This window comes from Kitasatospora sp. NPDC101447, assembly GCF_044767225.1.
In the GTDB taxonomy this organism is placed as follows: Bacteria; Actinomycetota; Actinomycetes; order Streptomycetales; family Streptomycetaceae; genus Kitasatospora.
Map to the genome: position 1 here is coordinate 44,030 of NZ_JBIWNL010000052.1, position 12,181 is coordinate 56,210.

The window sequence follows — 12,181 nt, forward strand, 5'->3', positions numbered from 1 at the left end:
CTCTACTTCAGTCGGGCGGCGATGAGGTCGCCGACCCGGAGGGCGTTGGCGATGGCGGTCAGTGACGGGTTCACCGCGCCGATGCTGGGGAAGAAGCTGGTGTCCACGACGTAGAGGTTGTCGAGGTCGTGGGCCTTGCAGTCCACGTCGAGGGCGGAGCTGCGGGGGTCGTCGCCGAAGCGCACGGTGCCGGCCTGGTGGGCGGTGGCGCCGATGGGCATGCCCTTGTGCAGGTAGATGCTGTGCGGCAGCAGGTGGTGCTCGTGCATGCCGAGGTGGCCGAGCATGCCCTGGAGCTTGTGCCGGAGCCGTTCCAGCCCGGCGGTGTTGTTCTTCTCGTCGAGGGCGAGGTGGATGTCGCCGTCGCGGTCGAGGGTGACCCGGCTCCCGGGCAGCGGGAGGTCCTCCCCGCACAGCCAGAAGTCCACCGAGTGGTGCGCCAGCACCTCGAACGGCAGGTCGGGCGTGACCGTGCCCGCCCAGCGCGGCGCCTCGCCGTGGATCTGGTCGGTGTCGGACTTGCCGAGCATCTGGATGCCGCCGAGCGGGTAGTCCCAGTCGTCGGCGCCCAGGTACCAGTCGTGCAGGGCGAGGGTCTTCTGGAAGCGGGTGGGGTTGGGCTCCCTGGAGACCGCCATCAGCGCCAGGTTGTTGTGCCGCATGTAGTGGCGGCCCACCACGTCCGAGCTGTTGGCCAGCCCGCCCGGATGCCGGTCGTTGGCCGAACGCAGCAGCAGGGCGGCGGAGTTGACGGCTCCGCAGGCGACCACCACGATGTCCGCGCGGAAGGTCGTCACCGTCCCGTCCGTCAGCTCGGCGACGACCCCGGTGACGGTGCGTCCGGTCGGGTCGGTCTCCAGCCGCCGTACGTTCGCGCCGGTCACCATCGACACGTTGCCGTGCTCCAGGGCGGGGTCGACGCAGATGACCTGGGCGTCGGACTTGGCGTCGAGCAGGCACGGGAAGCCGTCCACCCGGTCGCAGCGGATGCAGGCGCTGGTGCGGGTGGCGTTGCCGTCGCCGTCCTGGGTGAGGTTCACCCCGATCGGCAGGTGGAACGGGTGCAGGCCCTTCTTCTCCAGGTCGTCGCTGAGCTGCTGGATGCGGGGCTCGTGCTCCACCGGCGGGTGGGCGTACTGGGCGCTGAACGGGCCCTCGGTCGGGTCCTCACCGTGTCGCCCGTGGACCAGGTAGAGGTGCTCGGCCTGCGTGTAGTACGGCTCCAGGTCCTCGTAGCGGATCGGCCAGGCGGGTGAGATCCCGCCGTGGTGGCGGAGCTCGCCGAAGTCCTCGGGCCGCAGCCGGAACAGCGCGGCGCCGTAGAACTTGGTGTTGCCGCCGACGTAGTAGTTCACCTCGGGCGGGAACCGGTCGCCGTGCTTGTCGTACCAGAACTCGGGGGCGCGGTAGCGGCCCTGGACGAAGACGGCGGTGGAGTCCCAGTTGTCCCGCTCCCGCGGCAGGTAGTCACCGCGTTCCAGGATCAGGACGCGCTTGCCGGTGGGGGCGAGCCGGTGGGCGAGCGTGCCGCCGCCCGCGCCGGTGCCGATCACGATGACGTCGTAGTGCTGGTCGTCGGCCACGCGGGCCCGCCCTTCGCGCCGGTGGGGAAATCGGACATTCACTGCAAGACCGGAAGGTAACGGGCGGCCGCGCGGGGCAGGGCGCGACGGGCCCCGCGGGCGGCCGCGTTCACCTGATCGCCCCGGCGCGGGCTCCGGATCCGGCCCGCGACCGGGCGCGTGGCCGCGCCCGCACCGCGCCCGCACCGCCGACGGTGACCGCCGACCGCGTGGGCCCGGCTGCGCGGGGCCGGCTGCGCCATCCGGTGGGCGGGCCGCCGGAGCTCGCCGTGTCACCGCGCGCCTCCCGCCCCGGGCTGCTTGCCTGGGACGATGAGTCAGCTCGACCTCGCCCGGCTGCAGTTCGCGATGACGTCGATCTACCACTTCCTCTTCGTCCCGGTGACGATCGGCCTCGCGTTCCTGATCGCCCTGCTGCAGACCGTCTGGTACCGCACCGGGCGGCCCGACTACCTGCGGCTGACCCGCTTCTTCGGGACGCTCCTGGTGATCAACGTCGCGGTCGGCGTGGTGACCGGCCTGGTCCAGGAGTTCCAGTTCGGCATGGACTGGTCGGGCTACTCGCGCACGGTCGGGGACGTCTTCGGCGCACCGCTGGCGATGGAGGGGCTCGCGGCCTTCTTCCTGGAGTCGACGTTCCTCGGGCTGTGGATCTTCGGGTGGGACAAGCTGCCGAAGCGGGTGCACCTGGCAACGGTCTGGGCGGTGGCGGCCGGCAGCGCGCTGTCGGCGGCGTTCATCATGGCGGCCAACTCCTGGATGCAGCACCCGGTCGGCTACACGATCGACCCGTCCACCGGCCGGCCGCAGCTGAGCGACGTCTGGGCGCTGTTCACCAACCCGGTGTTCCTGCGGGGCTATCTGCACGCCCTGCTGGCCTCCCTGGTGACCGGGGCCATGGTCATGCTCGCCGTCTCGGCCTGGCAGCTGCGCAAGGGGGCCGACCCCGGGCTGTTCCGGCCCTCCGCCCGGCTCGCCCTGGTCGCGCTGACGCCCGCCCTGCTGTTCGCCATGCTCGTCGGCAGCGAGCTGGGCGTCACCGAGGGCAAGTACCAGCCGATGAAGATCGCCGCCGCCGAGGCGCAGTGGGACACCTGCCAGCCGTGCGCGTTCTCGGTCTTCCAGATCGGCGGCGGCAAGAACGACCAGGACCCGACGAAGTTCATCGCCATCCCGCACCTGCTCTCGCTGCTGGCCACCAACAGCTGGAACGGCCAGGTGCTCGGGCTCAACACCGTCCAGAGCCAGTACGAGCAGGAGTACGGTCCGGGCGACTACGTGCCCAACGTCTTCATCCAGTACTGGTCCATGCGCGTCATGGCCTACCTCGCCACGCTGGCCCTCCTGGTCGGCCTCTGGGGGCTGTGGCTGCTCAGACGCGGACGACTGGGCTCGTCCCGCCTCTTCCTGCGGGTCGCCCAGTGGGCGGTCGTGCTGCCGTTCCTCATGAACACCGCGGGCTGGCTGCTGACCGAGAGCGGCCGCCAGCCGTGGATCGTGCAGGGCATGCAGCTCACCAGGAACGCCGTCTCCCCGTCCGTCGACACGACCGACGTCGTGATCAGCATCCTGGTGTTCTTCCTGCTCTACGCCGCGCTGGCCGCCGTCGCCGGCGTGCTGCTGGCGCGGTACGCCCGCAAGGAGGCCGCTGCGGCTCCGAACGAGGACCAGCCCGTCCCCGCCGTGACCTACTGAGGTCCCGACTCACCCCGAGGTCGTGATGGACGCACTCGCCGTCTTCTGGTTCATCCTGGTCGCCGCGCTGTGGACGGGCTTCTTCGTCCTGGAGGGCTTCGACCTCGGCGTCGGCATGCTGCACGCGCTGCTGGCGCGGGACGAGGCCGGGCGCCGGGCCGCGATCAACACGATCGGGCCGCTGTGGGACGGCAACGAGGTGTGGCTGATCACCGCCGGGGCGGCGATGTTCGCGGCCTTCCCGAGCTGGTACGCGACCATGTTCTCCGGCTTCTACCTGGCCATGGTCCTGCTGCTGGTCGGGCTGATCGTCCGCGGGGTCTCGTTCGAGTTCCGGGGCAAGGTCGACAGCGCCCGCTGGCACTCCACCTGGGACGTCCTGCTGACCGCCGGCAGCCTGATCGTGCCGCTGGTGATCGGGATCGCGCTGGGCGGCCTGCTGTACGGCCTGCCGATCGGGGCCGACCAGGAGTACACCGGCTCGTTCGCCGACCTGTTCACCGGCTACGGGGTCTTCACCGGCATCACCCTGGTCGCGCTGTGCGTCCTGCACGGGGCGACGTTCATCGCGCTCAAGAGCACCGACGACCTCCGCCGCCGGGCCAACCTGCTGGCCCGGCGGTCCGCCCCCGTCGTCGGCCTGGTGGTGCTGGCGTTCGTCACCTGGACGCACTCCACCGCCGGCCGCGGCGTCCTGATCAACCTCGCCGAACTCGCCGCGGTCCTGGCCGTGTTCGCCGCCGCCTGGCTGGTCGGCGCCGGACACGAGGGCTGGGCCTTCGCCGCCACCACGGTCGGAATGGCCACCACGGTGATCTCGCTCTTCGTCGAGCTCTACCCCCGGGTCATGGTGTCGAGCACCGACTCCGCGTTCGACCTGACCGTGCAGAACACCGCGTCCGGTCACTACGCGCTCAAGGTGATGACCGTGGTGGTGGCCGTCCTGCTGCCGGTCGTCCTGGCCTACCAGGGCTGGACGTACCACGTGTTCCGGCTGCGGCTGACCACCGCGCACTTCCGGACGTCGGCGGAGTAGCCTCACGGCCCTCACAGCCCCTCACGGCTCTCACAACCCTCACGGCCCTCACAGGACGGCGACCGGGTTGACCGGGGAGCCGGTGGCGCCCGGCAGCCGGAGCGGGGCCACCACGCAGAGGAACGCCCACCGCCCCTCCCGCGCGCAGAGCGGCGCCAGCTCCTCGAAGCACAGGTAGTCCAGCAGGTGCAGCCCCATCGCGTGCACGGCCAGGACGTGCACCGGGAAGTCGACGCCCTCCGTCGGGCTCGGGGCGGTGTCGTTGTTCCCGTCGCCGCCGAGCACGCAGACCCGGCGGTCCGCCAGGAACTCCAGCGCGGACGGGTGGAGCCCGGCCCGCGCCCGCGCGGAGGGCCAGGCCCCGAGCTCGGCGCGGCGCTTGCGGTGGCCGACCCGGACGAGGAGCAGGTCGCCCTCGCCCACCCGGACGCCCTGGGCGGCCTCGGCCGCGGCGAGGTCCTCCGCGCCGACGTGGTCGCCCGGCTCCAGCCACGGCACGCCACGCAGCCGCGGGACGTCGAGCAGGACACCGCGGCCGACGATCCCGTCCCGGGCCGCCTCGACGGACAGCGCCGCGGCCCCGGACGCCGTGACGACGTCCGCCGGCACGCCGCCGTGCAGCGTGCCGTCGTAGACCACGTGGCACAGGGCGTCGAGGTGGCTGTCGGCGTCGCCGTGCACGTTCATGGCGAAACGGTCCATCGCGAAGTCGAGCCCGCCCGTCCGGCCGTCCGGCACCGCCGTCATGCTGTGCTGCGCCGGCTCGGGGTCGTCCGGTCCCGGCCGGGTCTGCACGGGCGCGGCGAGGCCGACCGTACGGCCGGTCCGCACCTCGGCGGCGGCGGCCGCCACGCGCGCGGGGGTGAGCGCCACCAGCGCGCCGCGCTCGCCGGCGGCCCACGCCGTCCGCGAGCGCAGCGCCCGGTACAGCTCGCCGAAGTCGGCTGCGCTCTGCGCTGCCTGTCCGGCGGTCATCCGCGCCGCTGTTGCTTGTCGAGCGCCTCGTCCAGCGTGGTGGCGGCCATGATCAGCGCGAGGTGGGTGAACGCCTGGGGGAAGTTGCCCAGTTGCTCGCCGCTGGGCCCGATCTCCTCGGCGAACAGACCGACGTGGTTGGCGTAGGTGTGCATCTTCTCGAAGGTGTAGCGCGCCTGGCGCAGCCGCCCGGCCCTGGCCAGCGCGTCCACGTACAGGAACGTGCACAGGCTGAAGGTGCCCTCCGAGCCGCGCAGGCCGTCCGGCGAGGCGGCCGGGTCGTAGCGGTAGACCAGACTGTCGGAGACCAGCTTGCGTTCCATGGCGTCCAGCGTGTTAAGCCAGCCCGGACTCCTCGGGGCGATGAACCGCAACCGGGGAATGAGCAGCAGCGAGGCGTCCAGGACGTCGCCGTCGTAGTGCTGGACGAGCGCCTGTTCGGTCTGGCTCCACCCGTGTTCCATGACCTGTTCGAGGATGGCGTCGCGGGCCGCCGTCCAGCGCACGGTGTCGGCGGGCCTGCTGTACTGCTGGGCCAGGTGCAGGGCCCGGTCGAACGCGACCCAGCACATCACCCGGCTGTAGGTGAAGTTCTGGCGCCCGCCGCGGGTCTCCCAGATGCCCTCGTCGGGCCGGTCCCAGGTCTCGGCCAGCCAGTCCACCGTGCGGGCGAGCCCCTTCCAGCCGTGGTAGCCCGACTGCGCGCCGAGCTCATGACCCTCCGCCAGCGCGTACAGCGCCTCGCCGTAGATGTCGAGCTGCAGCTGGTCGGCGGCGGCGTTCCCGGCCCGCACGGGGTGGGAGCCGCGGTAGCCCTCCAGGTGGTCCAGGATCTCCTCGGTGAGGTTGGGGTCCCCGTCGACGCGGTACATGATCTGCAGGCGTTCCCCCGGGGAGTCCGCCCGGTCGTGCATCCGGTCCCCGAGCCACCTCGTGAACCTGGCCGCCTCCTCGACGAACCCGAGGTCCAGCAACGCCCGGACCGACAGCGCGCCGTCACGGACCCAGGAGTAGCGGTAGTCCCAGTTGCGCTCACCGCCGACCTGCTCGGGCAGGCCCATGGTGGCCGCGGCGATCGGCGCGCCCGTGGGCGAGTAGGTGAGCAGCTTGAGGGTGATCGCCGAGCGGTTCACCATGTCCGGCCAGCGGCCGCGGTAGTGGGATGTGCGCACCCAGTTCTGCCAGAACTCGCCGACCTCCCACATCTGCTCGTGGAGTGCGCCGAGGTCGAGCGGCGCGGGCGCCTCGCCGTCGGGTCCGCAGACGGTCAGCTGGGCCCCGGCGGACCCTCCGGCGTCCAGGACCACCTCGCCGCGGACGTCGTCCCCGTCCCGCACCAGGGGGAAGGTGCTCTGCAGGTGTGCGGCGATGCCCGGTGCGCGGAACGAGGCGCCCTCGGGGCCGAGCCGCAGCTCGTGGGCGGCCCGCCCGTAGTCGAAGCGCGGCCGGCACTCCAGGGTGAAGCGGACCCTGCCGCGCACCGCCCGCACCAGCCGGACCAGGGTGTGCCGGTCGGTGGGGCGCTGGGTGCGGTCGGGCGGCATCCAGTCCACCACCTCGCCGACGCCGTCCGGCGACATGAAGCGGGTGACCAGGACGGCCGTGTCCGGGTAGTAGAGCTGCCTGCGGGTGTCCTCGGGATGCTCCGGCGACAGGCGGAAGTAGCCGCCCCGGTCGTGGTCCAGCAACGCGGCGAACACGCTCGGTGAGTCGAATCTCGGGGCCGCGAACCAGTCGATGACGCCCTCCGCGGACACCAGCGCGGTGGTCTGCAGGTCCCCCACGAGGCCGTGGTCGGCGATGAGTGGGTAGCGCTCCATGGCGTTTCTCCGAAGGTCTGCCGGACTCCGTCCGATGAAAGTCCTTCTGCTGCCACTGTCCGGTATGTTCGGCCCGCGCGCGCGATGTGACCGCCGGACCCGCCCTGACCAGGCGGCCGTCCGCCATGGGGCCTGTTGTCCCGGGCCGGGTCCACCCGGCGGGATCGCCCTCCTTGCGACCCGCGGTCGTTTCGTCTTCAACCTCACGGTCGGCGCGGACCACGGGCCGCCGACTCGTCGAACACCCTTTCCCACCACGGCTCCCCGACTACGCTTGCCTGCGTCAGGCCAAGATCGAACGAGGGGGGACCACCCATGCCGTACGAGACCGGCGCGAGGGTGAAGCTGACCAGGGACGTGCAGGTCACCGCGGACGGCGCAGTGGCCAGGGGCGGCTCCCCCGGTCCGCTGTTCCTGGCCGAGGGCTTGCAGGGCATCGTCACGGGCTCGGCGAAGGAGGCCGGCGGCGGTGCCCAGGACCACCTCGCGAGCTTCGACCAGCAGATCCGCGGCCAACAGTTCGACCCCTTCGCGGCGAGCCTGATCGACAACCTCCGTCAGCGCGTCGTCCAGTACTCGGCGTACGACGGCGGAGCCGGTGCCCGGATCACCTACAAGGTGCGCTTCGAGAACGGGTTCGTTCTCCACGGTCTCGAAGAAGAGTGGCTGACCGGAGCCTGAGTGACCGCCCCCGCGGCCCCCGCAGGGCTGCGGGGGCCGGCCGGGCCGCGGCGATCAGCCCGGGTAGGTGATCGAGCCCAGCGGCGGGCAGGGGACGAGCGTGGTGTCGGCGCCGGGGCGTTCGACGAAGGCCCGGGCCTCGGCGGCCCGCCGGCGCCGGGTTTCCAGCTCGTCCGCGTACCAGGCGTCGCGCATCGCACGGGGCTGGTCCCACGAGCCGTCGATCAGATCGAGGCTGGTGTTGCCGGCGCTGCGCTGGAACTCCGCCTTCACGGCGGCCTGTTGGATCGCGGTCTGGGCCGCGGCGACATCGAGGCGGGTGATCAGGACACCCGGCGTGTTCGGTTCGCGGGTCGGCAGGGGGGCCTGCGGGAGCAGCGACACCCCGGTGTCGAGGCGGCCGATGTTGTCGACGGTCGCGTCCTGGGCGTCCCTCACCATGATCTGCATCTCGCGGTGCAGCCAGAAGTACTCGTCGAGGTCGGCCTGGGTGATGCGCATCCGCTCGTACAGGGCCCGGAAGCGGGGGTCCCGGTGCAGCGGAAGCATGGGGGCCATGTGGAGCGCCACGCAGTCGTTGAAGCCCCCGGACACCGCGGCCTCCAGGTGGAGGACGGTCGTGTCCGCCTGCCCCTGCGCCCACGCCAGCCCGGCGAGGCTCGCGTGGCCCGACGCGGCGAGCCAGGCACCCGCGGGGCCGAGCGCCCCGGCACGGGCGACGACGTCGTGGAGGCCCCTGGTCCCCACGCCGGGCCCCTTGCTCAGGAACTCCACCAGCACTTCGTGCAGACGGGTGGTCAGGGAGCTGACGGTGTCGACCATGGATCTCCTCGGGGCCTCGGCGGTGAAGAGCTTCAGGGCGTCAAGTCTTCGACGCCCCGCGGGAGATGACGTGCGGGCGGGGCGAGCGGTTCCGGTTCGTCCGGGCCGACGCCCTCGGGGCACCGGCAGCAGTGGTCGCAGGCCCTCGCCCGCTCCCCCTTCGGGCGGGTCTCGACGGACGGGGGTCGCCGGGGCCGGGGTCGCCGGGGCCTCGGCAAGCCGGGGCCGGCACGTGCGACGCAGCGGCCCGGCCGCGCGGTGGGAGTCCGCGCGGCCGGGCCGCTGTCAGGGCGGTGGGGTCAGTGCTGCCACACCCGCACGTAGTCGACCTGCATGTCGGCCGGGGCGACGGCCGGGTACTTGGAATCGACCGCGTTGTTCAGGATCAGGTACATCGGCGCCGAGGTGATGCCGGTGGTGATCTGCCCGACCTTCACGCCGTCGTAGTAGTAGGTGACCGAGCCCGGCGCCCACTCCGCGCCGTAGGTGTGCCAGCCGCTGTAGTCCCCGTGGGCGCAGCTGCCGGGGCCGCCCGCGTCGGAGTGGAAGTGGTAGCAGGCGTCGCCACCCAGGCCCTCCATCACGTCCATCTCACCGTCGGTCGGCCAGCTCTGGCCGTCCGTCCAGAACGCGGGCCAGTTGGCGACCTGCGAGCCGGACGGCGGCAGGTAGATCCGGGCCTCGAACGCACCGTAGGTGAACTGGGCCTTGCCGTTGGTGTTGATCAGGCCCGAGGTGTACGGGTAGGTCTTGCCGTTCACGGTGGCCGGCTTCTGGACCGCCGTCAGGTGCAGGCTGCCGCCGTTGACCGCGACCTGGGACGGGGAGTACGCGGCGGACTCCTGGGAGTTCACCGGCTGGGTCGTGCAGGTGCTGCAGCCGAACCAGTTGGGGTTCCACTTGGCGGCATCGAGCGAGCTGCCGTTGAACTCGTCCGCGAAGACCTGGTGCCAGGTGCCCGGGACGCCGACCGGCCCGGCGGAGGCGCCGCCGGTCGCCGTGGGCGTGGCGGTCGGCGACGGCGTGCCCGTGGCGGACGCGGTCGCGGTGGGCGAGGGCGTACCGGTGGCGGTGGCGGTCGGCGACGGCGTGCCCGTCGCGGTGGCGGTGGGCGAGGGCGTACCCGTGGCAGTCGGGGACGGCTTCGCCGTGGCGCTCGCGGTCGCGGTGGGCGAGGGCGTCGCCGTGGCGCTCGCGGTGGCGGTCGGCGACGGCGAGGCGGTGGCCGTCCCGGTGGCCGTGGGCGACGGGCTCGACGCCGGGGCCGAGGGGGCACCCGAGGTGAAGGTGTTCACCGGGCTCAGGTTGTGCCAGCGGTTGGCGCTCTCGTACGCCACGAAGTACGTGTACGTGCCCGCCGGGAAGGTGCGGCTCTCCGGCGTGAACGTGAGCTGCGAGGAGGTCAGGGTGGCCGGGATCGCACCGCGGAAGTCGTAGTGGGCGCCGTTGGCCGACCGCACCGCGATGGTCAGCGCCTGGACCGCGGTCTGGCGCGTGGCGTGCAGCTTGGCGGTGGCCGTGACCGGGCTGCCGGCGGCGGAACCGGTCGGCGTGACCGAGATCGAGTCGACCACGACCGGCTCCGTCGAGGTGCTGGGCATGGCCCAGGCGGCTGCGCCGGTTCCGGTGGCGGCCAGCGCGATCCCGAGCGCGAGGAAGCGGCGCCCGCCGGTCGTGCTGCGGCGGTGCTTCGAGTGTTTCGCCATACGAGGAAGGACCCTTTCGTTCCCCCCTCGGCTGTGGACTCGCAGCAGCCTGAATGAGGGATGGTCGGTATGCAAGCTCGATACCCCGGCCGGATCCGCGGCATTGATCATGCACCTGGCCAAGTCTCCTGGTCGGGCGGGGTTTCGGGATGCCGCCGTCGGCCGGCTGTGATTCGGCACACAAGCCGTTCCCCGACCGGGCCTGCGGGCCACCACTTTTCGCTCAATACGGACAAATCACACCAAAGCCCCTAGGGGCTCCCACTCTTGATCCGAATCCGGCCGGGGAACCGGGCGGCCGCGGGTCGCGGCGCGTGGAGTCGCGGCCCGTGTCGCGCCCGATTTGACCGGTTTGCGGAGCGGAGGTCGGGTAGCTTCTCTTCTCCGGCAGCCGTCCACGCGTCCCGGCCGTCCGGTCGAACACCAAGTCGATGCCGTCGCAGGGAGAGTGAGCCCCGCATGTCGAACCTGCTCGGCCGCCATCGCGCGGTCATGCCGAGGTGGATGTCGCTCTACTACGACGAGCCGATCGAGATCGTGAGCGGCCGGGGGCGCCGCGTCACCGACTCCGACGGGCGCAGCTACCTCGACTTCTTCGGCGGCATCCTCACCAACATGCTCGGGTACGACGTGCCCGAGGTCCGGGAAGCCGTCGAACGGCAGCTGCGCACCGGGGTCGCGCACACCTCGACGCTGTACCTCATCCGCCCCCAGGTGGAGCTGGCCGAGCGGATCGCGGAACTGACGGGCATCCCGAACGCCAAGGTCTTCTTCACCAACTCCGGCACCGAGGCCAACGAGACGGCGCTGCTGCTCGCCACCCACGCCCGCCGGTCCGACCAGGTGCTCGCCCTGCGCAACAGCTACCACGGGCGCTCGTACGCGGCCACGGCCGTGACGGGCAACCGGAGCTGGAAGAACTCCTCGCTCTCCCCCGTCAACGTGCACTACCTGCACGGCGCCGACCGCGCACGCTTCCCGCACCTGTCCGACGAGGAGTTCCTGGCCTTCTGCGCGGACGACCTGCAGCACGTCCTCGACACGGCCACCGCCACCGACGTCGCCTGCCTGATCGTGGAGCCCGTCCAGGGCGTCGGGGGCTTCACCGCCGCACCGGACGGGCTCCTCGCGAGGTACCGGGAGACCCTGGACCGGTACGGGATCCTGCTGGTCTCGGACGAGGTGCAGACGGGTTGGGGCCGTACCGGAGAGCACTTCTGGGGCATCCAGGCCCACGGTGTGACACCCCACGCCATGACCTTCGCGAAGGGCCTGGGGAACGGCTTCGCGATCGGCGGCGTCGTCGCGGACGGCGCACTGCTGGACGCACTCCCGGCCAACGGCATCTCCACCTTCGGCGGCAACCCGATCGCGACGGCGGCGGCCGGGGCCACGCTCGACTACCTGCTCGCCCACGACCTCCAGGCCAACGCACACCGGCTCGGCCGCCTGCTGATCGACGGCCTGCGGACGGCGGCGGAACGGCTGCCGATCGCGCGGGACGTCCGGGGCAAGGGCCTGATGTTCGCCGTCGACCTGATCGACCCCGGCACGGGATCGCCGAGCCCGTCGCTGGCCGCCAGGGTGCTGGAGCACGCGAAGGAGCGGGGCCTGCTCATCGGCAAGGGCGGCCTCTACGGCCACGCCCTGCGAATGGCCCCCGCGCTCACCCTGGCCGAGGACGAGGCCCGGGAAGGGCTCGACATCCTCGTCGACTCGCTCGCCGCCGCCTGCTGACACCGCCCCGGGCGGCCGGCGGTCCCCGAGCGTGGCCAAAATCCTCCGAGATCGGACGAGCGTCGGGTAGGGAACGTGTGTCGGAAGACGTGTAGAGCTCGGAGGTCGCCGGCTCAGTAACACTGG

General features: G+C 72.0%; 9 protein-coding genes. 4 read left to right on the top strand and 5 right to left on the bottom strand.

Translation table 11 applies throughout. From position 1 onward, the window contains the following. Positions 1-2: 2 nt before the first annotated feature. The gene (locus ACIRST_RS39275) at positions 3-1,583 is read right to left on the bottom strand and encodes a GMC family oxidoreductase (protein WP_350524427.1); all 1,581 of its coding nucleotides are present in this window, start codon (positions 1,581-1,583) and stop codon (positions 3-5) included. Positions 1,584-1,895: 312 nt separating this feature from the next. Here ACIRST_RS39275 and ACIRST_RS39280 point away from each other — a divergent pair, with 312 nt between their 5' ends. Together ACIRST_RS39280 and cydB are read left to right on the top strand one after the other, a co-directional pair. Beyond that, entirely contained in the window at positions 1,896-3,278 is a 1,383-nt protein-coding gene (locus ACIRST_RS39280) for a cytochrome ubiquinol oxidase subunit I (RefSeq protein WP_350524426.1), read from the top strand. Positions 3,279-3,303: 25 nt separating this feature from the next. After that, on the top strand, positions 3,304-4,314 hold the full coding sequence (gene cydB / locus ACIRST_RS39285) for a cytochrome d ubiquinol oxidase subunit II (RefSeq protein WP_350524459.1): 1,011 nt from the start codon (positions 3,304-3,306) through the stop codon (positions 4,312-4,314). Between the two features lie 48 nt (positions 4,315-4,362). Here the strand turns inward: cydB and ACIRST_RS39290 are convergent, their stop codons facing one another. Continuing rightward, on the bottom strand, positions 4,363-5,289 hold the full coding sequence (locus tag ACIRST_RS39290; RefSeq protein WP_350524425.1) for a cyclase family protein: 927 nt from the start codon (positions 5,287-5,289) through the stop codon (positions 4,363-4,365). Further along, positions 5,286-7,109, bottom strand: coding sequence for a glycoside hydrolase family 15 protein (locus ACIRST_RS39295; RefSeq protein WP_350524424.1), 1,824 nt, complete (start codon positions 7,107-7,109; stop codon positions 5,286-5,288). Before ACIRST_RS39295 ends, ACIRST_RS39290 begins: the two co-directional genes overlap by 4 nt. Before the next feature lie 315 nt (positions 7,110-7,424). Here ACIRST_RS39295 and ACIRST_RS39300 point away from each other — a divergent pair, with 315 nt between their 5' ends. Continuing rightward, entirely contained in the window at positions 7,425-7,790 is a 366-nt protein-coding gene (locus tag ACIRST_RS39300; protein ID WP_402808997.1) for a hypothetical protein, read from the top strand. 54 nt (positions 7,791-7,844) lie between these two features. Here ACIRST_RS39300 and ACIRST_RS39305 read toward each other — a convergent pair whose 3' ends face one another. Together ACIRST_RS39305 and ACIRST_RS39310 are read right to left on the bottom strand one after the other, a co-directional pair. After that, positions 7,845-8,612, bottom strand: coding sequence for a hypothetical protein (locus tag ACIRST_RS39305; RefSeq protein ID WP_350524422.1), 768 nt, complete (start codon positions 8,610-8,612; stop codon positions 7,845-7,847). Between the two features lie 299 nt (positions 8,613-8,911). Continuing rightward, positions 8,912-10,318: a family 16 glycosylhydrolase gene (locus tag ACIRST_RS39310; protein ID WP_402808999.1), complete on the bottom strand. Its 1,407-nt coding sequence runs from the start codon at positions 10,316-10,318 to the stop codon at positions 8,912-8,914. A 459-nt stretch (positions 10,319-10,777) separates the two neighbouring features. Here ACIRST_RS39310 and ACIRST_RS39315 point away from each other — a divergent pair, with 459 nt between their 5' ends. Further along, positions 10,778-12,055 carry an aspartate aminotransferase family protein gene (locus tag ACIRST_RS39315; RefSeq protein ID WP_402809002.1) on the top strand — a complete coding sequence of 426 codons (1,278 nt, stop codon included), beginning with the start codon at positions 10,778-10,780 and terminating at the stop codon, positions 12,053-12,055. The last annotated feature ends 126 nt before the right edge of the window (positions 12,056-12,181 follow it).

What these genes read in the sequence shown, in the direction of transcription:
- ACIRST_RS39305 (WP_350524422.1), bottom strand. Translation starts at nt 8,612, where the DNA reads ATGGTCGACACCGTCAGCTCCCTGACCACCCGTCTGCACGAAGTGCTG.
- ACIRST_RS39310 (WP_402808999.1), bottom strand. Translation starts at nt 10,318, where the DNA reads ATGGCGAAACACTCGAAGCACCGCCGCAGCACGACCGGCGGGCGCCGC.
- ACIRST_RS39300 (WP_402808997.1), top strand. Translation starts at nt 7,425, where the DNA reads ATGCCGTACGAGACCGGCGCGAGGGTGAAGCTGACCAGGGACGTGCAG.
- ACIRST_RS39280 (WP_350524426.1), top strand. Translation starts at nt 1,896, where the DNA reads ATGAGTCAGCTCGACCTCGCCCGGCTGCAGTTCGCGATGACGTCGATC.
- ACIRST_RS39290 (WP_350524425.1), bottom strand. Translation starts at nt 5,289, where the DNA reads ATGACCGCCGGACAGGCAGCGCAGAGCGCAGCCGACTTCGGCGAGCTG.
- ACIRST_RS39315 (WP_402809002.1), top strand. Translation starts at nt 10,778, where the DNA reads ATGTCGAACCTGCTCGGCCGCCATCGCGCGGTCATGCCGAGGTGGATG.
- cydB (WP_350524459.1), top strand. Translation starts at nt 3,304, where the DNA reads ATGGACGCACTCGCCGTCTTCTGGTTCATCCTGGTCGCCGCGCTGTGG.
- ACIRST_RS39295 (WP_350524424.1), bottom strand. Translation starts at nt 7,109, where the DNA reads ATGGAGCGCTACCCACTCATCGCCGACCACGGCCTCGTGGGGGACCTG.